Source organism: Burkholderia diffusa (genome assembly GCF_001718315.1).
GTDB classification, from domain to species: Bacteria; Pseudomonadota; Gammaproteobacteria; order Burkholderiales; family Burkholderiaceae; genus Burkholderia; species Burkholderia diffusa_B.
In genome coordinates, this window is sequence record NZ_CP013364.1 from 119,371 (window position 1) to 141,938 (window position 22,568).

Sequence of the window (22,568 nt, forward strand, 5' to 3'; positions counted from 1 at the left end):
GCATGCCCGCCCCGATCCATACGCTCGGCATCAATGCCGCCTTTCACGACAGCGCCGCGTGCCTCATGCGCGATGGCGAGGTAATTGCGGCGGCCGAGGAAGAACGCTTCACGCACGTGAAGCACGCGAAGCGGCCGGTACCGTTCTCGACATGGGAGCTGCCGTATCACGCGATCGATTACTGTCTCGCCGAAGCGGGCATCGCGCTCGCGGACGTCGACCACGTCGCGTATTCGTACGATCCGTGGCTCGAGCTCGATCGTCATGGCAACGAGACCGCGCTGACGCTGCCGCTTGCGCCGTCCGCACATGCGCCGCGCGCCGACGGCGTGTCGCCGTGGCATCCGTTGTTCCTGTCGTCGGTCGTGAATGCGCCGCGCCAGCTCGCCGGCGGTGTGCCGCACCACCTGCAGCGGCGGTTTCGTGGCGTTTCGCACGACGGGCCGTTCCGCTGGCACTTCATCGAGCATCATCTCGCGCACGAGGCCAGCGCATTTCTCGCGGCGCCGTACGAGCACTGCGCGGTGATGACGATGGACGGGCGCGGCGAACGCGCGACGACGAGCTACGGCGTGTTCGACGGCCAGTCGTACCGGCGCCTCGGTCAGGTCAACCTCCCGCATTCGCTCGGCCTGCTGTACGAGCGCGTGACGCGCTACCTCGGCTTCCTGCATTCGTCCGACGAGTACAAGGTGATGGCGCTCGCGTCGTACGGCAAGCCGGTGTTCGCCGACGAGATGCGCAAGCTGGTGAGCTACAACGGCGCGGGCTACTACGAGATTGCGGACGGCGATCTCGCCGCCCTGTTCGGCGCACCGCGCGAGCGCGGCGGACCGATCGAGCCGCATCATTGCGACATTGCCCATGCGCTTCAACTGGTGCTCGAGGAGACGGCGCTCCAGGCGGTCGAGTGGCTCGCCGCGGAGACCGGCGAGCGGCAGCTCGCGATGGCGGGCGGTGTCGCGCTGAACTGCGTGATGAACGCGAGGATTCGCGATCGCGGCCCGTTCGACGACGTGTGGGTGCAACCGGCCGCCGGCGATGCGGGCACCGCGCTCGGCGCCGCGCTGTGGACCGACTTCCGGATGCGCGGGATGCGCGGCGAATGGCGGATGGATCACGCGTATCTCGGCCCGTCATACAGCGACGACGCGATCGAAGCCTTCCTGAAGGAAGCGCAACTGCCCTACCGGCGGCTCGCCGATGTCGCCGCGCAAACGGCCGCGCTGCTCGCGGCGAACCGCGTGATCGGCTGGTTCCAGGGCCGCATGGAGTTCGGGCCGCGCGCGCTCGGTGCCCGCTCGATCCTTGCGTCGCCGATCGATCCGGACATGCAGCGCAAGCTGAACAAGATCAAGGATCGCGAGGACTTCCGGCCGGTCGCGCCGGTCGTGCTCGAAAGCAAGGCGCATCACTGGTTCAACGGCGGCCGGCGCACGCCGCTGCGCGCACCGTTCATGCTGTTCGTGTACGACGTTGCGCCGGGAGCAGAAGCGAGCATTCCGGCGGTGCGCCACATCGACGGCACCGCGCGCGTGCAGACCGTCGATGAAGACCAGCATCCGCTGCTGCATGCGTTGTTGACCGAGTTCGACGCGCTGACCGGCGTGCCGGTGCTCGTCAACACGTCGTTCAATACGCGAGGCGAGCCGATCGTCTGTTCGCCGCGCGACGCAATCGAGTGCTTCTGGACTTCGCCGCTCGACGCGCTCGTGATCGGCTCGTTCCTGCTGGAGAAGCCGCGATGAACATGCGTGACGTGCAACTGCCGCCGGTCGTGTCGGTCGTCGTGCCGACGTATCGGCGGCCCGACCTGCTCGAGCGCTGCCTGGAGGCGCTGAGCGTGCAGGTATTCGATCCGACTACCTACGAGATTGTCGTCGTCGACGATGACCCGGAAGGCAGTGCATGGGAAACCGTCGACGCGTGCCGCGCGCGCGTGAACGATGTGCCGGTGATCCGTTACATGACCGCGCCCGATACGCAGGGGCCGGCGGGCGCGCGCAACATCGGCTGGCGCAGCGCGCGCGGCGCGCTGATCGCGTTTACCGACGACGACACCATTCCCGATCCGACCTGGCTGCGCCACGGCGCGGCCGCGCTGCTCGCGGAACCGTCGGCGGTGGCCGCGGCCGGCCGCATCGACGTGCCGCTGCGCCCGCGGCCGACCGACTACGAGCGCGACGCGGCCGGCCTCGCGCATGCGGAATTCGCGACCGCGAACTGCTTCGTGCGGCGTACGGCGCTCGAGTGCGTCGGCGGGTTCGACGAGCGCTTCACGCGCGCATGGCGCGAAGACGCCGACCTGATGTTTGCGCTGCGCGAGCACGCGGGACCGATCGTCGGCGTCGATGCCGCTCGGATCGTGCATCCGGTGCGCCCCGCGCGCTGGGGTGCGAGCATCGGCCAGCAATCAAAGGTGTTCTTCGACGCGCTGCTGTACAAGAAGCATCGCTCGACCTACCGGCGTCATATCCGCGCGATGCCGCCATGGAACTATTACGCGGCCGTGCTGTTCGCGCTCGGCGCGATCGGCTGCTTCGTGGCCGGATGGCGCGCGCCGGGCATTGCGTGCGCCGCGGCCTGGGCCGTGATTACGGCGGCGTTCTGCGCGAAGCGGCTGCGCGGCACGCGGCTCACGCCGTCGCATGTCGCCGAGATGATCGTCACGTCGATCGCGATTCCGCCTGTGTCGCTCTATTGGCGCGTGCGCGGTGCGATTCACTTCCGGGTGTTCTTTCTATGATGCTCGAATCCGTTTCGTCGTCCGGTCCGGCCCGCATCGCGGTATTCCGCGCACTGCAGCTCGGCGACATGCTGTGCGCGGTGCCCGCGCTGCGCGCGCTGCGGCGCGGCGAACCCGCCGCGCGCATCACGCTGATCGGGCTGCCGTGGGCGCGCGAGTTCGCATCCCGTTTCTCCGATTACGTCGACAACTTCATCGCGTTCCCCGGCGCGCCGGGGCTCGGCGAGCAGCCGGACGCCGGGCCGGCGGCGCGCGAGGCGTTCGTCGCGGAATGCCGCGCGCGCGACTTCGATCTGGCGATTCAGTTGCACGGCAGCGGCGCGCAGACCAATGCAATTGTCGCGTCGCTCGGCGCGACGCGCACCGCCGGCTTCGTGCCGCCTGACGGCGGCACGACCGCACTCGACTGCTCGGTCGTTTGGCGCGACGGCGAGCCCGAGATCACGCGCAACCTGTCGCTGACGCGCAAGCTCGGTTATCCGGACTGGGGCGATTATCTGGAATTTCCGCTCGGCGGCCTCGACTATGCGCTATGGCATGTGCTGTGCGACGAGCATGCGCTCGATCCCGGCCGCTATGTGATCGTTCATCCGGGCGCGCGGATGGCGTCGCGGCGCTGGCCGGTCGAGCGCTTCGCGAGCGCGGCAAGGCAGCTCGCGGACGACGGCTGGCAGATCGTGCTGACCGGCACGCGCGCGGAACTTGCGCTGGCCGGCGCGTTCGTCGAACATCTCGCGCGGCCGTGCGTGAACCTGTGCGGACGCACGCCGCTCGGCGCGCTGGCCGCGCTGATCGGCCGTGCGCGGCTTGTGTTGTGCAACGACACGGGCGTGTCGCATGTCGCGGCGGCGCTCGGCACGCCGAGCATCGTCGTCGCATGCGGAAGCGACACGGCTCGCTGGGCGCCGCTCGACGCCGAACGTCATCGCGTGCTCGCGAACTATCCGGCCTGCCGGCCTTGCATGTTCGACACGTGCCCGTACGGGCACGAGTGCGCGACGGCGATCGGCGTCGACGACGTGATGGAGCGGGCAGGCGAACTGCTCGCGGAGGAGAGACGTCATGTCACGTAAGCGGTTGCGCGTGCTCACCTGGCACGTGCATGGCAACTATCTGTATTACCTGTCGCAGGCGCCGCACGATTTCTACATCGTGACGAAGCCTCAGCACCCGCCCGGTTACGCGGGAAAGGTCGGGCATCTGCCGTGGGGCGACAACGTGCACGAGGTGCCCGTCGAGTGCGTGCGCGACACCGAGTTCGATTGCGTGCTGTACCAGCATCACAGTCACTACGCGAACGACCGGCTGCGGCTCCTGAGCGATGCGCAGCGCGCGTTGCCGGCGCTGTTCGTCGAACACGATCCGCCGCGCGAGCATCCGACCGACACGCTGCATCCGGTGCAGGACCCGAACGTATTGCTGGTGCACGTGACGCCGTTCAACGCACTGATGTGGGATAGCGGCGTCACGCCGACGCGCGTGATCGAACATGGCGTGCTGATCCCCGACGGGGTCGAGTATCGGGGCACGCTGCCGAAGGGCGTGACGGTCGTGAACAACATCGCGCGACGCGGGCGGCGTCTCGGCGCGGACCTGTTCGAGGTCGTGCGTCACAGCGTGCCGCTCGATCTGGTGGGCATGGGGTCGACCGAGCTCGGCGGCATCGGCGAGGTGCCGAACCCGGCGCTGCCGCAGTTCCTGTCGCACTACCGGTTCTTCTTCAATCCGATCCGCTATACGAGCCTCGGGCTCGCGGTGATCGAGGCAATGACCATCGGTCTGCCGATCGTTGCGCTCGCAACGACGGAGATGGCGCAGCTCGTGAGGAGCGGGCACAACGGCGTCGCCGATACGCGGCCTGCGGTGTTGATCGATGCAATGCGCATGCTGATCCGCGATCCGGAGGTTGCGCGCGAGTGGGGTGCGGCGGCGAAGCGCGACGCATGCGAGCGGTTCGGGATCGAGCGGTTCGTGCGTGAATGGGACAGTGCGTTGTGCGACGTCGCGTCGTGAGCGGCGCGGGCGCCGAGGTGGCGCGCTTACGGGTTCGGCGCGCTCGGCGGCGTGCCAGCGCCCGTGCTGCCGGGGGGGACGCCGCCGGCGCCACTTGCGCCACTTGCGCCATTCGTACCCGGCGTCGGCGCGCTCGCGCCGTTCGCCGCGCTGCGCTCGTGTTCGGGCAATAGCGCGAGGCGGTTGTACAGCGTCTTCAGGCTGATGCCGAGCGCCTTCGCGGTGCGCGGCTTGTCGCCGTTGAAATGGCGCAGCGACGCGACGATGAAGCGCTGCTGCGTATGCGCGAGCGTCGTGCCGATATGCAGCGTCATCGCGTTGTGTCGGATCTCCTCGCGCGGCTGTTGCCGGCGCGGCAACTGCAGTTCGATCTGTTCGTCCGCGAGGATGAATGCGCGCTCCAGCGCGTTGCGCAGCTCGCGCACGTTGCCGGGCCACGTGTACGCGCGCAGCGCCTTCATTGCCTGCATCGACAGGCGCTTGCGCGTGCGGTGCCGTGCGTTCAGCCGGTCGACGATCTGCAGCGCGATGTCGCCGACGTCGTCCCCGCGCTGCCGCAGCGCGGGGACGTGCAGCGCGATCGTCGCGATCCGGTAGAAGAGATCCTCGCGCAGCCGGCCGCTGCGCACGGCCTCCACGGGGTCGTGATGGGTGGCGGCGACGATCCGCACATCGAGCGGAATCGCTTCGTGACCGCCGACGCGCATGATCGTGTTCGACTCGAGCGTGCGCAGCAATTTCACCTGCAATTCCGCCGGCATTTCCGCGATTTCGTCGAGAAAAAGCGTGCCGCCGCGCGCGGCTTCGAACATGCCCACATGTTGTGCAACGGCGCCGGTAAAGCTGCCTTTTTCGTGACCGAACAAATGCGATTCCGCGATGTCCTTCGGAATCGCGCCGCAATTGACCGGCACGAACGGCCCGCGCCGGCGCGGGCTCATGTCGTGGATCAGCCGCGCGACGATGTCCTTGCCTGCGCCGCTTTCGCCGACCACCAGCACGCTCACGCGTGTCGTGGCGACGCGCGACACTTTCAGCAGCAGGTTCTGGATCGTTTGCGAGCGGCCGAACAGTCGCGTGCCGTCATCGTCGGATTTCGACATGAGTGATATTGCGTTGGGAAGTATTGACCGAAATCGTCGAAGGCAGATGAAAAAATGACCGTTACGCGTCGTTTTTTCATGTGCCCATCATACCTTTTATACCGTTACGTCCGGATTGAATCTCGCAATGCGACCGCCGCGCGGGGATAGATTTATTCGATGAGAGCCGTATGCGCGACGCGCTTCTTCTATACTGCTAAGCACTCGTTTGTCATGGCAGGACAGCTAGTCTGCTCATTCGTGTGCAGTGCGGATGTGCCGCCAGTGCCGGCGCCGCACCCCGCATCGCATGCCCGCCGCGGTTTCGGGCCGACGCCTGGCGTCCGGGCCGCACCACCAGGAGCTTCGATGCCTTATGTCCTGATCGTCGAAGACGATGCCGATACGCGCACGATGCTCGCGACGCTCGCACGCGCGCAGCAACTCTCGTGCGATACGGCCGCGACGCTCGAAGAAGCGCGCACGCTCGTCTCGACGCATACCCCCGATCTCGTGTTGTGCGATCTCGTGCTGCCGGACGGCAACGGGATGGATCTGTTCGATGCATTGCCCAAGCGCGGGCATTGCGAAATGGTGCTGACCACCGGTCACGCGAGCCTCGAAACCGCGATCGACGCATTGCGGCGCGGCGCGACCGATTACCTGGTGAAGCCGCTCAACATGCAGCGGCTGAACAGCATCTTCGCGCGCGTGCCGCGCACTACCGCATTGCACGAGGAAATCGCCGAACTGCGTTCGGAGCTGAAACGTCTCGGCCGTTTCGGCCGGATGCTCGGCAGCTCGCCCGCGATGCAGGCCGTCTACGATGCGATCGGCCGTGTCGCGCGTACCGAGGCGTCGGTGCTGCTCACCGGCGAGTCGGGTACCGGCAAGGAGCTCGCCGCGCAGACGGTTCACGATCTGAGCCTGCGTCGCCGCGGCCCGTTCCTCGCGGTGAACTGCGGTGCGATCGCGGCGAACCTCGTCGAGAGCGAGATGTTCGGCCACGACCGCGGCAGCTTCACCGGCGCCGAGCGGCAGCACAAGGGTTTCTTCGAACGCGCGGACGGCGGCACGCTGTTCCTCGACGAAATCACCGAGATGCCGGTCGAGTCGCAGGTCAAGCTGCTGCGCGTGCTGGAAACCGGGCGGCTCACGCGGCTCGGCTCGACGCGCGAGATCGACGTCGACGTGCGCATCGTCGCGGCGACCAACCGCGATCCGGAAGCGGCGATGGCCGACGGCAAGCTGCGGCCCGACCTCTATCACCGGATCAACGTGTTTCCGATTCCGCTGCCGTCGCTGCGCGAGCGCGGCGACGACATCCCGATGCTCGCCGATGCGTTCCTGCAGCGCTACAACGAGGAAAGCGGCCGCAACCTGCGCTTCGCGCCGGCCGCGCGCGAGGCGCTGAAGACCTACGCGTGGCCCGGCAACGTGCGCGAGTTGCGCAATTTCGTGCAGCGCGCGAGCATCTTCAGCGACGCGGATGTGATCGACACGCTGCCGCCGCCGATCATGGAAGAACTGTCGGGCATGGTCGACTCGCACGAAGACCGCGTGACGGTGCCGTTCGGCACGCCGCTCGAGGAAGTCGATCGCAAGCTGATCCTGGGCACGATCGCGCAATGCGGCGGCGTGAAGGCGCAGGCGGCGGAGGTGCTCGACGTCAGCCTGAAGACGATCTACAACCGGCTCGCGCAACTGGAAGACGAAGCGGAGAAACCGGATTCCTGATGGCGCGACGGTCACGCTCATGCGCGCGCGCCCGCACGGCGGCGCGCATCGTCGTCGAGGCGGCGGCGCATGCGCTCGACGTGCGGCGGCAACGCGCGCCGCTCACGCAGGATCCACGGCAGGCCCGCGAATGCGGGCGTGATGCCGCGTTCGCGCCACAGGCGCGGCAACATGCGGATCGTATGCGCGAGCGCGGCGCCGGCCGGCCACCTGAGCCACGCGGTCCACACCGCGTTGCGTGCGCACACGCGCGCGCGCGTGTGCGCGTCGCGGTGCATCGAAGGGTAATGATGAACCGTCAGATGCGGTGCATAGACGAGCCACGCGCCCGCGCGATACAGATCGAGCGCGAGCAGCGCTTCCTCGCCGCCGAGGAAGTAGCGCGGATGATATCCGCCCGCGGCGAGGAACGCGTCTCGCCGGAACGCGGTCGCGCCGGCCAGCAGTCCGAGGATCGGCGGGCCCGGCAGCGCGACGGGTGCATCGAGCGGGCTGTCGGCCATCAGCGTGCAGGTCGGGTCCTCGCGCTGGTCGGGCCCGACCAGCACGCGCGCGGTGACGGCTGCGACATGCGGATGCGCATCGAGCAGGTTCGCTGCTTCGGCGAGCGAGCCGGGCGCCCACCAGGTGTCGTCGTCGCAGAACGCGACGTGGCGCGTGCGTGCAACGGCCGCGCCGAGATTGCGGCCGGAAGCGCCGAGATTGACCGGAGCATGCACCAGCGTCGCATGCGCAAAGCGATCGCGCACGAGCGCCGCGGTCGCATCGTCCGATCCGTTGTCGACGACGACGATCGCCGGCCGGTCGGGGAGGCTGGAGAGTCGCGCGAGCGTGCGCGCGAGTTCCGTCGGGCGCCGCCAGGTGAGCACGACCGCGGTCATGCGCGCCTCGCGTGGCGGCAGCGCGACACGCGCGGGCGTTACGCGGACGAGCCGTCGCATTCGAGCCGCCAGTATGTTTCGGGTTCGCGGAGATCGGCACGCATATGAGGCTCGAACAGCGCAATCTGGCTCGCATACGCGTCCACGGCGGCGGCCTTCGCCGCCGCGGCATCCATGCGGTTGCCGGTCGGCGTGCCGACCGGATGGGCCGCCCAGCCGTGTTCGCGCCAGGCGATCACGCGCCTGGCCATCAACCCGTCGATCCGACGGTACGGCACATCCTCGTAGAAGCGCCACATACGCGATGCATCGCCCGACCGAACGTCGTCGCGCAGCAGCGTCAGCATGGCCTGTTGCACCTGCAGATGATCGCGATGGAACAGGCCGGCCGGCGCGAGCACACCGAAGCCCGGGTGCGCGGCGATGGCGGCGGCCACGCGCGTGGCGATCGCCGTCGACGCGGCCGGCGTGCCGTACTGGTCGTCGAGGAAGTCGAGCCACACCGCCTGTGCGTCGAGCGTCTCGAGCGCACGGCGGTCCTCGTTGCGACGCGTGCGCATGGCTTCGTCTGCCGTGTGGAAACCCGCGCGCCGATCCCACGGCGGCGCGGCGGTCCCGTGGGACGGAATTCCCGCGAAGACCGTGACGACGATCGAGCCGGGCGCCTGCGCGAGCAACTGCCCGCAACTGAAGACGGCGTCGTCGAGATGCGGCGAGACGACGAGCCAGCGTGTCGGAGTGGTCATGGCGTGAAGGTCTCCAAAGTCAGCGTAAGCGCGCGAGCATGTGACGTGCCCGTTCGTTCATGCGCGGCCCGCCGCCGGCCTGCCGGCAGGAGCGTGTCCGATGATTGACATTGCACGGCCGCAGGCCGGGAATTACGCCACCGCCGTGATGCTCGTCGCGATCGCGACCGTGCTGCAGGCGCTGACGATCCGCTTCGGCGGCGTGAACCTGCCGCTCGTCCTGTACTACCCGCTGCTGGCCGGCGCCGCATGGGTGACGTCGTTCCTGTTCGGGATCGCGTCGACGGCGGTGAGCGGGCTGCTGGTCTGGACGCTGTTCCTGTCCGATCCGGGCGCCTATACCGAACCGTTGACGGTCCGTCTCGTGCGGCTCGGCACCTTCATGCTGATCGGGGCGCTGGTGTGTGCGATCGCGGCGATGCTGCGTCACGCGCGGCTCACGAACGAGCTCGCGCGCCGGCGAGAAGCCGCCACGCGGCGGCAGCTCGAAGCCGTGCTGCAGGCGCTGCCGCACGGTGTGATCTCGACCGATGCGCAAGGCCGCGTGACTTACCTGAATGCGGCGGCGGCCGAACTGGCCGGCTGCGGCCCGGACGAAGCGGCGGGTCGGCCGGTGCGCGACGTGCTGCGCGTGTGCGATCACGACGGCCGGCGCGTGCAGACGACGCCGCTCGATCGCGCGCTCGGCGGCGCGCATGCGTCGTCCGACCGGCACTGGCTGCATGGCGTCGACGGCAGCACGCCGGTGCCGATCGTCGAGGCGGCGTCGCCGATCACCGATGCGCATGGCAACATCGACGGCGCGGTGCTGCTGCTGCGCGATGACGGCATGGCGCGCGGGCTCGCCGACAAGTCGCGATTGCAGCACGCGATCGTGGAGGCATCGCCGGACGCGATCGTCGGGATCGACGGCCACGGCCGTATCGTGAGCTGGAACCCGGCCGCGCAGCGGCTCTTCGGGTACGACGAGGACGACGCGTGCGGGCGGTCGCTCGAAGCGCTGATCGCGATGCGCTGGCTGGCGCGCAATCCGCTGGCCGAATCGTTCGACGCGATGCACGAGCCGGTCGGCCCGCTCGAGCTGCTGTGCGTGCGTCGCGACGGCCGGCGTTTTCGCGCAACGGTATCCGCATGCCCGGTGAAAGGCGACGCGCGCAGCAGCGTCGCGCTGTCGCTGACGCTGCGCGAGACCAGCGCGCAGCGCCGCCGCGACCTGCGCACGCATCGCTCGCTGCAGGGCGCGCGCGACGCGCGCGACCAGGCCGATACGTCGAACCGCCTGAAGGACGAATTGCTCGCGACCGTCTCGCACGAACTGCGCACGCCGCTGAACGTGATCTACGGCTGGATCGAGGTGCTGCGCAATTCGGGCGACGACGCGCTGCAGCAGCAGGCGATCGATGCGATCGACCGCAGCGCGCGTTCGCTCACGCGCATGGTCGGCGACATCCTCGACGCATCGTCGCTCGCGACCGGCAAGCTGCGGATCGACTCGATGCCGGTGGACGTCGTGCGGCTGTTCGCGGATGCGACGAGCGCGTTCCAGACGGCCGCGTCGTCGGCCGGCATCGTGCTCGAATTCGACTGCACCATGCCCGCATGCGTGGTGCCCGGCGACGCGGAACGCTTGCGTCAGATGCTGTCGAACCTCGTGTCGAACGCACTGAAGTTCACGCCGGCCGGCGGGGCGGTGACGGTCACGCTGTCGCGCGACGCCGGGCATGCGACGCTGACCGTCTCCGACACCGGGCAGGGCATCGCGCCGGAGTTCATCCCGTATGTGTTCGACATGTTCCGCCGCGCTGACGATTCGCCCGCTTCGTCGCGGCGCGGGCTCGGGCTCGGCCTGTCGATCGTGAGGCATATCGCCGAGTTGCATGGTGGCAAGGTCTGCGTCGAAAGCACAGGCCGCAATCGCGGCACCACGTTCACCGTGACGTTGCCGGCCGGGTGGCAGCCGGTCGGGGCGATGGTGTGGGGCGCTACGCGAGACGACGGCCAGCGCGGCCCGTTGATGCTCGATTCGCAACGCATCCTGATCGTCGATGACGACGCGACCACGCGCACGAGCCTCACCGCCGCGCTGAGCACGCTCGGCGCGACCGTCGCCATTGCAGCGTCGGGCCGCGATGCGCTCGCGGTCGTCGCGGACGTGAAGCCGACCGTCGTGCTGTCCGATCTCGCGATGTCCGACGGCGACGGCTTCTGGCTGCTGAACGCGTTGCGCCGCGGCGCCGCGAACGGCGGCAGCCCGCCCGACCTGCGCGTGCTCGCCGTGACCGCGCACGCGGGCCTCGCGGACGAGCGCCGCGCGCTCGACGCCGGCTTCGACGGCTATCTGTGCAAGCCGGTCGACGTTCGCGAACTGGCACACAAGATCGCGCACGTGACGAAGCGCGACGGCTGATGCGCGGCGCGCATCGGCCGCCCGCTGCCGCATCGGCTGGCGGTGACGCGCCGCCGCGCCGCGCCACCGCGTTCAGGTCGTCGCCGGCCGGTTCTGCGTGCTGATCTGCGCGAGCATGTGCGACGCGATCTGCGTGCTGCGCACGAGGTCGCCCGGCGTGTGACGCACGACTTGCCGATGGATGAAATACCGCGCGGTATGCGCGAGCCCGCTCGCGAGCGGGGTCGTCGCGCGCCAGCCGAGGCGCCGGTGCGCGACATCGAGATCGGGCCGCCGCTGGCGCGGGTCGTCGGACGGCAGCGGACAGAATTCGATCGCGACCGTCGCGCCGACGATCCTCACGACCTCGCGCGCGACGTCGATCATCGCGATCTCGTCGTCGCTGCCGAGGTTCACCGGCTCGCATGCGTCGCCCGGTTCGTCCATCAGCCGGACCAGCGCATCCACCATGTCGTCGACATAGCAGAACGAGCGCGTCTGTTTGCCGTCGCCGTAGACGGTCAGCGGCTCGCCGGCCAGCGCCTGCGTGATGAAGTTGGACACGACGCGCCCGTCGGCCGGATGCATGCGCGGCCCGTACGTGTTGAAGATTCGCGCGATCCGAACGTCGACGCCGTACTGGCGGTGATAGTCCATGAACAGCGTTTCCGCGCAGCGCTTGCCTTCGTCGTAGCACGCGCGCACGCCGATCGGGTTCACGCGGCCGCAGTAGCGCTCGTCCTGCGGATGCACGTCGGGGTCGCCGTACACCTCGCTCGTCGACGCTTGCAGGATGCGCGCCTTCACGCGCTTCGCGAGGCCGAGCAGGTTGATCGCGCCGTGCACGCTGGTCTTGGTCGTCTGCACCGGGTCGCGTTGATAATGCACGGGCGATGCCGGGCATGCGAGGTTGTAGATCTCGTCAACCTCGACGTATAGCGGAAACGTCACGTCGTGCCGCATCAGCTCGAAGTTCGGCGCATCGAGCAGGTGCGCGATGTTGTCCTTCGTCCCGGTGTAGAAATTGTCGACGCACAGTACGTCGTGTCCGGCCGTGACGAGGCGCTCGCACAGATGCGAACCGAGAAACCCGGCCCCGCCCGTGACGAGCACCCGTTTGCGATCGTAGCCCTTCATCATGCGTTCTCCTTGCGGTGCGCGAGTACGCCCGGCGTGGTCGCGACGGGCGTTCGGCGGCTGCTGGCCGCCGTGCCGGCACGTTGCGGATGCGCGACGTCGCGGTAGATGTCGACGAGGCGGTCGGTCACGCCGCGCCACGTATAGAAGCGGTGCGCGCGCAGATAGCCGGCCCGGCCGAGCGCATCGCACAGGTCCGGTCGTGCGCGCAGTTGCACGAGCCGTTCGGCGAGCGCGGCCGGGTCGCGCGGCGGCACCAGGTAGCCGGTGACGCCGTCGTCCACCGTCGTGCGGATACCGCCGACATTGCTGCCGATCACCGGCGCGGCACACGCCATCGCCTCGACCGGCGTGATGCCGAACGGCTCGTACCACGGCGTCGTCACGAATACGTCCGCCGCGCTGTAGTACAGGTGCAGCGTGTCGCGCTCGCGCCGGCCCACGAACGTCACGCGCTCCGCGATGCCGGTGTCGTGCGCGAGTGCCGCAAGGCGGGCAAGTTCCGGATCGCGCGCCGGGTCGGGCGTCGCCTGGCTGCCGCCGACGATGTAGAGCCGCGTCGGCCGGTTCGCGTCGCGCGGCATTCGCGCGAGCGCGTCGATCACGGTGTCGATTCCCTTGCGCGGCACGAGCCGCCCGAGCTGCAGCACGACGAAGGCATCGTGCGGCCAGCCGAGCCGCGCTCGCGCATCGACACGCGGCACCGGCCGGAATTCGCGCGCATCGAATCCGCAGGGCACGATCTCGATGCGCGCGGCGTCGGCGCGGTAGTGCGTGGTCAGATCGAGCGCATCCTGCGGGCATTCGGCGATCAGCCTGTCCGCGCGACGCGCGAGCGTGTCCTCGATCGTGAAGCGTTCGTCGGGAAATCCGTCGGCCGAGCCCTGATGCAGCCGGCGCACGCGGCCGAGGGCATGGAACGTCATGACGAGCGGAATCCCGAGGCGCTTCTTCACGCGCAGCGCGGCCTCGCCCGACATGAAGAAGTTCGCGTGCATCACGTCGACCGGGTCGGGATCGCGCCGCATGCGCGCCACCATGTAGTCCGCGAACGCGCCCATGTACGGCAGCAGGCGTTCCTTCGGGATATCGGCGGGCGGCCCGGCCGGCACGTGGATCACGCGCATGCGCGGACCGATCTGCACGACTTCCGGCAGGTGCGGATTGTCGCAGCGCGTATAGACGTCGACGTCGAGGCCGCGCTCGGCCAACTGCTTCGCGACGTTCGCGACGTAGATGTTCTGCCCGCCCGCATCAACGCCGCCGATCACCCCCAGCGGCGACGCATGTTCACTGATCAACGCAATTCTTTGCATGGTGTTGCTCCCGAGGTCGGGGCCACGCCGGCGAGCCCCGTTGCGTCCCTCTCCGGCAATCGCCGTGCCCGGCACTTTGCGGGAGGCGCACCCCGCCCATGTGCCGAAAAAATTACAACGCGTTGGATGAAAGGGCGTCCGATCACCGTGCCGCGCGTGCATGCGGCGTGTTGCGCGCGGCACGCGATTTGCGCCACCCGGATGTCCGCCGGCCATGCCGGCATCACACGACAGGAGGTCACGATGAAGGTATTCCCGCTGCAAGCTCGCGCTCCGCGATTCCGCCGTCGTGCGGCGAAGCGTCTCGGCATGGCGGTCGCGATCGCCGCGGCCACTGCCTGTACCGTCGTCGCGCCGAACGTGTTTGCCGCCGGAGACGACGGCACGACATCGTCGTCCATGTCGTCATCGACCCATTCGAGCACCGGCACCAAGATCCGCGACGCGACCATCACGACCAAGGCGAAAGCCGAGCTGGTCGGCACGAGCGGCCTGTCGGCCGGCGACATTCATGTGAAGACGCGCCACGGCGTCGTGATGCTGACCGGCAGCGTGCCGGACGACCAGCAGCGCACGCAGGCGGTGAGCGTCGTCAGGCAGATCGACGGCGTGCAGGACGTGCGCAACCAGTTGACCATTCGCCCGAAATAACCCCGGCCCCGTAGAAGGAGTCCAGTGATGAACTGCATGCTCAAACCGGTCGGCGAGCAGACGATCGTGATCACGGGCGCCACGAGCGGCATCGGCCTCGTCACCGCGCGCAAGGCGGCACGGCGCGGTGCGAAGCTGGTGCTGTTCGCGCGCAACGAGGACGCGCTGAACACGCTGTGCGAGGAAATCCGCCAGCATGGCGGCCTGGCGGTGCCGGTCGCCGGCGACGTCGCCGTGCTCGAGGACTTGCAACGCGCGGCCGCGAAGGCGGCCGATACCTATGGCGGCTTCGACACGTGGGTCAACAACGCGGGCGTGTCGATCTTCGGTACGGCGGCGGCGGTGCCGCTCGAGGATCAGCGGCGACTGTTCGACACCAACTACTGGGGCGTCGTGCACGGCTCGCTCGTCGCGTCGGATCATTTCCGGCGCAAGAGCGATTTCCACGGCGGCGCGATCATCAACATGGGCAGCGAGGCGTCCGATGCGCCGGTGCCGCTGCAAAGCGCGTATACGGCATCGAAGCACGCGGTGAAGGGCTTCACCGATTCGCTGCGGCTCGAGCTCGAGTCGGATCACCTGCCCGTGTCCGTGACGTTGATCAAGCCGGCCGCGATCGACACGATGTTCGTGATGCACGCGAAGAACTACATGAACGTCGAGGCGAAGTTGCCGCCGCCGATCTACGACCCGGATCTCGTCGCCGACGCGATCCTGTTCGCCGCCGCGCACCCGCGCCGCGCGCTGTTCGTCGGCGGCGCCGCGAAGCTCACGTCGGCCGGCGCGTATTACGCGCCGCGCCTGTTCGATCGCGTCGCGGCGACACTGTTCTCGCGCGGCCAGCGCACCGTGCGCCCCGCGCGCCCGCGCGACGACAACGCGCTGTACGAGTCCCGCCATGCGCTGCACGAGCGCGAAGGGATGGAGGGCCCCGTGCTGCGCGGCTGCGCGTACAACGCGGTGGTGCAGCAGCCGAAGGTCGCGGGCGCGGTTGCGCTCGGCGCCGCGGCGCTGGTGTTCGCCGCACTGGCACGTGCGCGGCGTGCGTCGACGTGATCGCGTTCCTTTCCGTTTCCGGTTTCTCATCCGAAGGAGGTTTCCATGTCATCCCGACAACATACGGGCCACGAATACAGCCACTCTCGCGCGCACGAAGGCGAGCGCACGCAGCAGGACCACGACAAGGGCGGCCACCAGGCGGGGCACGGCAAGGCGCCGAGCCCGGTCGACGTGCAGAAGGCGCTGAAGGGAATGGACTATCCGGCGAGCAAGTCGGATGTCGTCCAGTGCGCGGAACGCTCGCACGCCGATCCGCGCGTGCTCGACATGCTCAGGCAGATCCCCGATCGCGAATACGGCACGCCGGCATCGGTATCGAAGGAGCTCGGGCGGTTGATGTGAGCGCCGCCATGTCGCGTCGCGCACGCCGTCGCGTGCGCGGCGCCTTACGTTCACGAGGAGCATGAACATGGCGATGATCGTCGCAGGGCGCTTCACGACGTTCGATGAAGCGGAAGGTGGCGCGCGCCACCTTTACGAGCGCGCGTTCGGTCCGGACGACGTGTCGATCTTCTTCCTGAACCCGGGTGGCCAGCACGCACGCTTTCCGATCGGCGGCGACGTATATGCCGATACGGCGGCGAAGCCGGGCGGCCGCGGCGCGATGGTCGGCGCGCTGCGCGGGCTGCTGATCGGCGCGATCGTCGGGCTGATCGTCTACGCGCTTGGCGTGCACTACTGGTTCGTGCCGGCCGCGGGCGCGCTCGCCGGTGCGTACCTCGGCGCATTCGGCGGCGCGCTCGGCCGGATGCGCGGCGAGCAGGCCGAAGGCAAGGGCACGCTGGCCCATACCGAGACCGGCGTGATCCTGGCCGCGCGCGTGACGGCGACGACCGCCGCCGCCGCGGAAGACGTGCTGCGCGCGACCGGCGCGCAATCGATCGAGCGCGTCGAGGGCGACTGGCAGGACGGCGAATGGCGCGATTTCGATCCGGTGCGCCGGCCGGACGGCACCACGCAGGGCAGCCCGCGTTGAACGCGTTGTTTCCGGCTGCGCCCGCAACCCGGCGTGCAGCCGCGCGGGTCGATGCGAGGGGCGCGGCACGCCGCTTGCGATGCATTCGCGACACCCGTTCAAGGAGGAACCCATGACCAACACCAAAACCCCGCCGCCCCAGACGCAGACGCAACAGCCTGGCCGCGAGCGGGAAATGCATCCGAAGCCGCACGACGAAGCGGCCGATTACGCGGGCAGCGGCAAGCTGGCCGGCAAGGTCGCGCTCGTGACGGGCGGCGACAGCGGGATCGGCCGCGCGGTCGCGATCGGTTTCGCGAAGGAGGGCGCGGATGTCGCGATCGTCTATCTGAACGAATCGGACGACGCCGCGCACACGAAGCGCCTGATCGAGCAGACGGGCCGGCGCTGCGAGGCGATCGCATGCGACGTCGGCGATCGACGGCAGGCGCGCGACGCCGTCGCCCGCACGGTCGAGCGGCTGGGACGGCTCGATGTGCTCGTCAACAACGCGGGCGAACAGCATCCGCAGCCGGGCATCGAGGACGTGACCGAGGAACAGCTCGAGCGCACGTTCCGCACGAACGTGTACGGAATGGTGTTCTGCACGCAGGCTGCGCTGTCGCACATGAAGGCGGGCGGCCGCATCGTCAATACCGCATCGGTGACCGCGTATCACGGCAGCCCGAAGCTGCCCGACTATTCGTCGACCAAGGGCGCAATCGTCGCGTTCACGCGCTCGCTGTCGATCGAGCTGGCGGAGCGCGACATTCGCGTGAATGCGGTCGCCCCCGGCCCGATCTGGACGCCGCTGATTCCGTCGACCTTCACCGCCGAACAGGTATCGAAATTCGGCACGAACGTGCCGCTCAAGCGACCGGGGCAGCCGGACGAGCTGATCGGCTGCTACGTGCTGCTCGCGTCCGAAGGCGCGAGTTACATGACGGGACAGACCTTGCATCCGAACGGCGGCTCGATCGTCGGCGGCTGACGACTCTGTCCATACAAGGAGAAAGCGCATGAAACAACCCAACTGGACGATCGCGGCGCTCGCCGCGGGCGTGCTCGCCGTGTCGGGATTCGCGCAGGCGCAGATGCCGAGCGAGCCGCCCGCATCGAATTCGCATGTGCCGGGCGGCGTGATCAACCCGTCGTCGGGGGCCGGCGCGGGCGATGCCGGCATCGCGAAGGCGCCGCAGGGCGGCGACGCGGAGTTCGTCGACAAGGCCGCGCTCGCCGGCAAGGCCGAGGTGCAGGCCAGCCAGCTCGCGCTGAAGCAGGCGCAATCGGCGGACGTGCGGGCATTCGCGAAGCGCATGGTCGCCGATCACGGCAAGGCGAACGCGAAGCTCAACGCGATCGCCGCGCGCACGGGCATGAAGCCGCAAGTCGATCAGATCCGGGACCCGGACGTCGAAGCGCTGCGCGGCAAGCACGGGCACGACTTCGACACCGCGTACGTCGCGGCGGTTGGCCCGGACGCGCATAAAAAGGCGGTCGCGCTGTTCGAGGACGAGGCGCGCGACGGCAAGGACGCGCAACTGCGTGCGTTCGCGAAATCCACGCTGCCGACGCTCAAGCATCACCTGAGCATGGCGGAGGCACTCCAACGCAAGGTGGGCACGCAGTAACGCGCGCCCGTTTCAACCCCAGGGCCGCGCGGGCGGCCCGTTTTTTCGGAGAGGCAGTCATGGCCCAACGGCAATCGAAGCACGAAGGCATCCTCGAACTGCTCTGCCAGGCATACGAGACCGAGCTTGGCGGCGCGAAGATCTACGAGGCCGCGCTCCAGTGTGCGACCGACGAGGACCTGCACAAGGAGTGGGAGAAGTACCACCGCGAAACGATGCATCATCAGGACGTGCTGCGCAAGGTGTTCGAAACGCTCGGCCTTGATCCGGATACGCAGTCGCCCGGCCGCGCCGCCGTGGCGGCAACCGGCAAGTCGCTCGTCCAGGTGATCGAGCAGGCGAGGAAGCAGGCCGATCCGGCGGTCGCGCAGGTCGTCGCGGCCGAATGCGTAGTGCTGGCCGAAACCAAGGATCACCTGAACTGGGAGCTGATCGGCTATGCCGCCGACCAGTTGCGCGACGGCGATGCGGCGAAGGCGCTGAAGGCAGCGCACGATGAAGTCGAGGCCGACGAGGACCATCACCTGTATCACACTCGCGGCTGGGCGCGCGAGATGTGGATCGACTCGATGGGCTTCAAGGCGGTGCTGCCGCCGCCGGAGGAAGTGAGGAAGGTCGAGTCGGCGGCCGATGCCGCGCGCGCCGAAAAGTCTCGCGGCAAGATGATGTAACGATGCCGGTCGGGCAACCGGGCCATGCTGTGCGCGGCCGCCCGGTTGTCCGATATCGTTGCGCCGTCGTCCTGGCGTCCCGGCGCTTCCCGGCCGAACGGTTGCTGACACAACGACACCGGCAACTGCACCGTCGCGGTCAAGTCAACATGTCCATGACCATCACGATCACCGATCCCGCCATCAGCGCGACCGCCAGCCACCCGAACATCTTCGACGCGAGGCCGCTGCCCGGCCGGCCTGCCGCATCGCGTCGCTGCGACAACAGCATCACGAGCACCAGCATCGGCACCGCCGCGACGCCGTTGAGCACCGCGCTCCAGTAAAGCGCCTTGATCGGATCGATCGGGCTGAAACAGATCGCGATGCCGACGAGCACGCATGCCGCCAGCACCGCGTAGAATGCCGGCGCGCGCCGCACCGGTTCGTTCAGGCCTTCCCGGAAGCGCCATGCCTCGGCGCAGCCATACGCGGCGCTGCCTGCGAACGCGGGAATCGCGAGCAGCCCGCAGCCGACGATGCCGAACGCGAACACGACGAACGCCGCTTCACCGGCGATCGGGCGCAGCGCCTCGGCAGCCTGCGCGGTGGAGCCGATGTCGTGCCTGCCGTTCGCGAAGAACACGGCCGCGCCGATCACCATGATGCAGAACGACACGGCGTTGGTCACGATCATCCCGGTCCAGGTGTCGAACGTGATGCGCCGCTCGGTCTCGCCGGGCGTGGCCGATGCGAACGCGGTGTCGCCGTTGCGGCGCTCGGCCTGGGTTTCCTCGACTTCCAGCGCGGCCTGCCACACGAACAGGTACGGGCTCAAGGTCGTGCCGAGCACCGCGACCGCCGTCGTCGCATAGTCGTGCGTGAACGCGATGTGCGGCAGCACGATCGCGTGCAGCAGGCCGCGCCAGTCGATGTGCACGAAACCGAGTTCGAGCACGTAGGCGAGCAGGCCGAGCGTCATCCATTTGAGCCAGCGCGCGTAGCGTTCGTACGACAGCAGGATCTGCAGCGCGAGCGACGCGATGCCGTAGACGGGCGCATACCAGTAGCTGCGGCCGCCGACGACGAGCGCGGTCGCGTCGCCCATCGCGGCGAGATCGGCGCCCACGTTGACGACGTTGACGATCACGACCATCACGATCAGGGCTTTGGCGAGGCGGCTGGAGAACTGCTCGCGGATGCCTGCCACGAGGCCTTCGCGATTGGCGCGCCCGACGAATGCCGACGCGATCTGCACGGCCACCATCATCGGCAGCGTGATCACGATCATCCACAGCATGTGGAAGCCGAACTGGCTGCCGGCCTGCGCATAGACGGCGACGTTGCTCGGATCGGCGTCGGACGCGCCCGCGAGCAGGCCGGGGCCGAGCCGTCGGTACCATGGCTGCGCGGTGGATGCGGCGGTCGCGGCGTCGCCGCGCAGGTCGCTCATTCGGCGTCTCCCCGTGCACCGCGCGCGAGGCGCGACGCCGTGCGCAGCGCGTCGACGAGCGTGCGGTACGCGTGCTCGCGCGAATCGGCGCCGCGCGTGCGCAGTACGTATGACGGGTGATAGGTTGCGACGACGAGACAGCCGTCGGGCGAGCGCACCGGCTTGCGCGCGCGCTCGAGCGTTGCTTCGTTGTCTTGCAGCACCGCGCGCAGCGCCGTCGCGCCGAGCGCGACGATCACGCTCGGGCGCGTCGCATCGAGTTCGCGTTCGAGCCAGTAGCGGCACGCGGCGACCTCTCGCTGCGCGGGCGTCTTGTGCAGCCGTCGTTTGCCGCGCGGCTCCCATTTGAAGTGCTTGACCGCATTGGTCAGATAGACGGACGTGCGTTCGATCCCGGCCTCGTCGAGCGCGCGATCGAGCATGCGGCCCGCCGCGCCGACGAACGGGATGCCCGTGCGGTCCTCCTGGTCGCCCGGCTGCTCGCCGACCAGCATGATGCGCGCATCGGCAGGCCCCGCACCGGGTACCGGCTGCGTCGCGTGTTCCCACAATCCGCAGCGGCGGCAGGCGTCGAGCGTGGCAGGTGCATCGTCGTCGGGGACGACCGGCACCGCCGCGCGCTTCGCGGGCGCGTGGCGCGTCATGCGGTGGTTCCTGTACCAGCAGTCGGCGCCGCGCCCGCATTGACGTGCGCACGACGGCGTGCTCGTCGGCGATCGGCAAGCGGGTGGAACACCTGGGCGGGTCGGAACATCGGCAGTGCGCGCATTGACGGCTCCCTTATCGATGCTGTGCAGTTCGTGCAGCAACCGGCATGCCGCATGCAGTCGACCCGCGCGCGGTGTACGTCGGGGCGCGTTGCCGTTACGCGAGAACGCCGCGATGCAATCCGACCCGATGGCGATTCGGACCCCGCCGACGTGCCGCCATGATGCGCGGCCGTGCCGCTGATGCCGCGCTTGTGAGGAACCGGCGCGTGGCCACGGACGACCAGGCGCGGGCGCTCATGGCGCTTACACGGGACTTGTAAAACGGTATCGGCACGTCGTCGTGCCGCGTTCATTCGGTCGCGGCGCGGTGGCGCGGCCCGGCCGTCGCGGCGATCTCGGCCGGGCATGTCCCGGCTGGGTGTGTTTGTCCGATTCGTGCAAAATACCCGGCATTCGAGATCCGGAGACCAGGCCCGTGGGAATCAACTTCGATTTGACCGACTTGCAGGCGTTTCGCGCGGTGGTGGAGCTGGGAAGCTTCCGGAAGGCCGCCGAGGCGATCAGCATTTCGCAGCCCGCGTTGAGTCGCCGGATCGACAAGCTGGAGGAAGCGCTCGGCGTGCGTCTGTTCGAGCGCACGACGCGCAGTGTCACGCTCACGACGGTCGGCCGCGTGTTCGCGCCGAGCGCCGAGCAACTGCTGGACGATCTCGACGTCGCGCTGCTCGGCATCCGCGACGTCTCGTCGAGCCGCCTCGGACACGTGACGATCGCGTGCGTGCCGTCGGTGGCCTACTACTTTCTGCCGAACGTGATCGCCAGCTATCATCGGCGCTTTCCGCGCATCAGGGTCAAGCTGCTGGATGCGAGCGCGAACGAGGTGCTGAGCGCCGTCATCAGCGGCGAGGCCGACTTCGGCGTGAGCTTCATGGGCAGCCAGGAGTCCGAGGTCGAGTTCAAGCTGCTGCTGCAGGAGCGATTCGTCGCCGCGTGCCGGCGCGATCATCCGCTTGCGCGCAAGAAGCGCGTGACCTGGAACGAGCTTTACGAATACGAGTACGTGTCCGTGGACAAGACGTCCGGCAACCGGCTGTTGCTCGACCAGGCACTGACGAGCGTCGCGCCGCGTGCGCCGAGCGTGTGCGAGACCCGCCACGTGACGACCATGCTCGGGTTGGTCGAGGCGGGGCTCGGCGTCGCCGCGGTGCCGTCGATGGCAATGCCCGGACACGACCATCCGCTGCTTACGAGCGTGCCCCTCGTCGAACCGTCGGTCAAGCGCAGGGTCGGCATCGTGAAACGGCGCGGACGTGCGCTGACGCCCGCCGCGGAGGAGTTTCACCGGGCGGTTGTCGACGCAAGGCGGGGCGGCGCGCCGCGCAGCGATGCATCGACGTGATGCCTGCGACGAACAC

Annotated in this window: 21 protein-coding genes; 14 read left to right on the top strand and 7 right to left on the bottom strand. The window is 68.7% G+C overall.

Annotated features, from left to right (window positions below; all coding sequences use genetic code 11):
* Positions 1-2: 2 nt before the first annotated feature.
* Genes WI26_RS27290 through WI26_RS27305 form a run of 4 tightly spaced genes read left to right on the top strand, consistent with a single transcriptional unit; the run spans position 3 to position 4,759 of the window.
* Entirely contained in the window at positions 3-1,748 is a 1,746-nt protein-coding gene (locus tag WI26_RS27290; protein ID WP_059593998.1) for a carbamoyltransferase, read from the top strand.
* Complete coding sequence (locus WI26_RS27295) at positions 1,745-2,746, top strand: glycosyltransferase family 2 protein (RefSeq protein ID WP_069227940.1); 1,002 nt, start codon at positions 1,745-1,747, stop codon at positions 2,744-2,746. The genes WI26_RS27290 and WI26_RS27295 overlap by 4 nt, the downstream gene beginning before the upstream one ends.
* On the top strand, positions 2,743-3,819 hold the full coding sequence (locus tag WI26_RS27300; RefSeq protein ID WP_069227941.1) for a glycosyltransferase family 9 protein: 1,077 nt from the start codon (positions 2,743-2,745) through the stop codon (positions 3,817-3,819). Before WI26_RS27295 ends, WI26_RS27300 begins: the two co-directional genes overlap by 4 nt.
* A complete protein-coding gene (locus WI26_RS27305) occupies positions 3,809-4,759 on the top strand; it encodes a glycosyltransferase (protein WP_069227942.1) in 951 nt (316 codons plus the stop codon). Before WI26_RS27300 ends, WI26_RS27305 begins: the two co-directional genes overlap by 11 nt.
* Positions 4,760-4,785: 26 nt before the next feature.
* On the opposite strand, the gene WI26_RS27310 is transcribed toward WI26_RS27305, so the two are convergent.
* Positions 4,786-5,862: a sigma-54 interaction domain-containing protein gene (locus WI26_RS27310; protein ID WP_069227943.1), complete on the bottom strand. Its 1,077-nt coding sequence runs from the start codon at positions 5,860-5,862 to the stop codon at positions 4,786-4,788.
* A 348-nt stretch (positions 5,863-6,210) separates the two neighbouring features.
* Here WI26_RS27310 and WI26_RS27315 point away from each other — a divergent pair, with 348 nt between their 5' ends.
* Positions 6,211-7,578: a sigma-54-dependent transcriptional regulator gene (locus tag WI26_RS27315; RefSeq protein WP_069227944.1), complete on the top strand. Its 1,368-nt coding sequence runs from the start codon at positions 6,211-6,213 to the stop codon at positions 7,576-7,578.
* Positions 7,579-7,595: 17 nt separating this feature from the next.
* On the opposite strand, the gene WI26_RS27320 is transcribed toward WI26_RS27315, so the two are convergent.
* Together WI26_RS27320 and WI26_RS27325 are read right to left on the bottom strand one after the other, a co-directional pair.
* Positions 7,596-8,519 (bottom strand): glycosyltransferase family 2 protein, encoded by a 924-nt coding sequence (locus WI26_RS27320; protein ID WP_069227945.1) that lies wholly within the window; start codon positions 8,517-8,519, stop codon positions 7,596-7,598.
* The gene (locus WI26_RS27325) at positions 8,498-9,205 is read right to left on the bottom strand and encodes a PIG-L family deacetylase (protein ID WP_069227946.1); all 708 of its coding nucleotides are present in this window, start codon (positions 9,203-9,205) and stop codon (positions 8,498-8,500) included. Before WI26_RS27325 ends, WI26_RS27320 begins: the two co-directional genes overlap by 22 nt.
* A gap of 100 nt (positions 9,206-9,305) precedes the next feature.
* Between WI26_RS27325 and WI26_RS27330 the strand changes: the two genes are divergently transcribed.
* Complete coding sequence (locus WI26_RS27330) at positions 9,306-11,612, top strand: ATP-binding protein (RefSeq protein ID WP_069227947.1); 2,307 nt, start codon at positions 9,306-9,308, stop codon at positions 11,610-11,612.
* Positions 11,613-11,684: 72 nt separating this feature from the next.
* Here WI26_RS27330 and WI26_RS27335 read toward each other — a convergent pair whose 3' ends face one another.
* Positions 11,685-12,728 (bottom strand): UDP-glucuronic acid decarboxylase family protein, encoded by a 1,044-nt coding sequence (locus tag WI26_RS27335; RefSeq protein WP_059540976.1) that lies wholly within the window; start codon positions 12,726-12,728, stop codon positions 11,685-11,687.
* Positions 12,728-14,044, bottom strand: coding sequence for a glycosyltransferase family 4 protein (locus tag WI26_RS27340; protein WP_069227948.1), 1,317 nt, complete (start codon positions 14,042-14,044; stop codon positions 12,728-12,730). The genes WI26_RS27335 and WI26_RS27340 overlap by 1 nt, the downstream gene beginning before the upstream one ends.
* A gap of 243 nt (positions 14,045-14,287) precedes the next feature.
* On the opposite strand from WI26_RS27340, the gene WI26_RS27345 reads away from it, so the two are divergent.
* From WI26_RS27345 to WI26_RS27375, 7 genes are all read left to right on the top strand, one after another.
* Positions 14,288-14,695 carry a BON domain-containing protein gene (locus tag WI26_RS27345; protein WP_059511598.1) on the top strand — a complete coding sequence of 136 codons (408 nt, stop codon included), beginning with the start codon at positions 14,288-14,290 and terminating at the stop codon, positions 14,693-14,695.
* 27 nt (positions 14,696-14,722) lie between these two features.
* Positions 14,723-15,751, top strand: a complete 1,029-nt coding sequence (locus WI26_RS27350) for an SDR family oxidoreductase (protein WP_069228332.1) — start codon at positions 14,723-14,725, stop codon at positions 15,749-15,751.
* Between the two features lie 45 nt (positions 15,752-15,796).
* Positions 15,797-16,096, top strand: a complete 300-nt coding sequence (locus WI26_RS27355) for a DUF2795 domain-containing protein (RefSeq protein ID WP_059540847.1) — start codon at positions 15,797-15,799, stop codon at positions 16,094-16,096.
* 67 nt (positions 16,097-16,163) lie between these two features.
* Complete coding sequence (locus WI26_RS27360; protein WP_059511596.1) at positions 16,164-16,730, top strand: hypothetical protein; 567 nt, start codon at positions 16,164-16,166, stop codon at positions 16,728-16,730.
* 112 nt (positions 16,731-16,842) lie between these two features.
* The gene (locus tag WI26_RS27365; protein WP_059593987.1) at positions 16,843-17,700 is read left to right on the top strand and encodes an SDR family oxidoreductase; all 858 of its coding nucleotides are present in this window, start codon (positions 16,843-16,845) and stop codon (positions 17,698-17,700) included.
* A gap of 28 nt (positions 17,701-17,728) precedes the next feature.
* Complete coding sequence (locus WI26_RS27370; protein ID WP_069227949.1) at positions 17,729-18,340, top strand: DUF4142 domain-containing protein; 612 nt, start codon at positions 17,729-17,731, stop codon at positions 18,338-18,340.
* Between the two features lie 59 nt (positions 18,341-18,399).
* Complete coding sequence (locus WI26_RS27375; protein WP_059511520.1) at positions 18,400-19,011, top strand: hypothetical protein; 612 nt, start codon at positions 18,400-18,402, stop codon at positions 19,009-19,011.
* A 139-nt stretch (positions 19,012-19,150) separates the two neighbouring features.
* Here the strand turns inward: WI26_RS27375 and WI26_RS27380 are convergent, their stop codons facing one another.
* Together WI26_RS27380 and WI26_RS27385 are read right to left on the bottom strand one after the other, a co-directional pair.
* On the bottom strand, positions 19,151-20,443 hold the full coding sequence (locus WI26_RS27380; RefSeq protein WP_069227950.1) for an NRAMP family divalent metal transporter: 1,293 nt from the start codon (positions 20,441-20,443) through the stop codon (positions 19,151-19,153).
* Entirely contained in the window at positions 20,440-21,087 is a 648-nt protein-coding gene (locus WI26_RS27385) for a UdgX family uracil-DNA binding protein (RefSeq protein ID WP_069227951.1), read from the bottom strand. Before WI26_RS27385 ends, WI26_RS27380 begins: the two co-directional genes overlap by 4 nt.
* Positions 21,088-21,628: 541 nt before the next feature.
* On the opposite strand from WI26_RS27385, the gene WI26_RS27390 reads away from it, so the two are divergent.
* On the top strand, positions 21,629-22,552 hold the full coding sequence (locus WI26_RS27390; protein WP_059511517.1) for a LysR family transcriptional regulator: 924 nt from the start codon (positions 21,629-21,631) through the stop codon (positions 22,550-22,552).
* Positions 22,553-22,568 lie beyond the last annotated feature (16 nt).

Excerpts from the sequence above, each read along its gene's own strand:
- WI26_RS27290 (WP_059593998.1), top strand. The coding sequence starts at position 3 with ATGCCCGCCCCGATCCATACGCTCGGCATCAATGCCGCCTTTCACGAC.
- WI26_RS27295 (WP_069227940.1), top strand. The coding sequence starts at position 1,745 with ATGAACATGCGTGACGTGCAACTGCCGCCGGTCGTGTCGGTCGTCGTG.
- WI26_RS27300 (WP_069227941.1), top strand. The coding sequence starts at position 2,743 with ATGATGCTCGAATCCGTTTCGTCGTCCGGTCCGGCCCGCATCGCGGTA.
- WI26_RS27305 (WP_069227942.1), top strand. The coding sequence starts at position 3,809 with ATGTCACGTAAGCGGTTGCGCGTGCTCACCTGGCACGTGCATGGCAAC.
- WI26_RS27310 (WP_069227943.1), bottom strand. The coding sequence starts at position 5,862 with ATGTCGAAATCCGACGATGACGGCACGCGACTGTTCGGCCGCTCGCAA.
- WI26_RS27315 (WP_069227944.1), top strand. The coding sequence starts at position 6,211 with ATGCCTTATGTCCTGATCGTCGAAGACGATGCCGATACGCGCACGATG.
- WI26_RS27320 (WP_069227945.1), bottom strand. The coding sequence starts at position 8,519 with ATGCGACGGCTCGTCCGCGTAACGCCCGCGCGTGTCGCGCTGCCGCCA.
- WI26_RS27325 (WP_069227946.1), bottom strand. The coding sequence starts at position 9,205 with ATGACCACTCCGACACGCTGGCTCGTCGTCTCGCCGCATCTCGACGAC.
- WI26_RS27330 (WP_069227947.1), top strand. The coding sequence starts at position 9,306 with ATGATTGACATTGCACGGCCGCAGGCCGGGAATTACGCCACCGCCGTG.
- WI26_RS27335 (WP_059540976.1), bottom strand. The coding sequence starts at position 12,728 with ATGAAGGGCTACGATCGCAAACGGGTGCTCGTCACGGGCGGGGCCGGG.
- WI26_RS27340 (WP_069227948.1), bottom strand. The coding sequence starts at position 14,044 with ATGCAAAGAATTGCGTTGATCAGTGAACATGCGTCGCCGCTGGGGGTG.
- WI26_RS27345 (WP_059511598.1), top strand. The coding sequence starts at position 14,288 with ATGAAGGTATTCCCGCTGCAAGCTCGCGCTCCGCGATTCCGCCGTCGT.
- WI26_RS27350 (WP_069228332.1), top strand. The coding sequence starts at position 14,723 with ATGAACTGCATGCTCAAACCGGTCGGCGAGCAGACGATCGTGATCACG.
- WI26_RS27355 (WP_059540847.1), top strand. The coding sequence starts at position 15,797 with ATGTCATCCCGACAACATACGGGCCACGAATACAGCCACTCTCGCGCG.
- WI26_RS27360 (WP_059511596.1), top strand. The coding sequence starts at position 16,164 with ATGGCGATGATCGTCGCAGGGCGCTTCACGACGTTCGATGAAGCGGAA.
- WI26_RS27365 (WP_059593987.1), top strand. The coding sequence starts at position 16,843 with ATGACCAACACCAAAACCCCGCCGCCCCAGACGCAGACGCAACAGCCT.
- WI26_RS27370 (WP_069227949.1), top strand. The coding sequence starts at position 17,729 with ATGAAACAACCCAACTGGACGATCGCGGCGCTCGCCGCGGGCGTGCTC.
- WI26_RS27375 (WP_059511520.1), top strand. The coding sequence starts at position 18,400 with ATGGCCCAACGGCAATCGAAGCACGAAGGCATCCTCGAACTGCTCTGC.
- WI26_RS27380 (WP_069227950.1), bottom strand. The coding sequence starts at position 20,443 with ATGAGCGACCTGCGCGGCGACGCCGCGACCGCCGCATCCACCGCGCAG.
- WI26_RS27385 (WP_069227951.1), bottom strand. The coding sequence starts at position 21,087 with ATGACGCGCCACGCGCCCGCGAAGCGCGCGGCGGTGCCGGTCGTCCCC.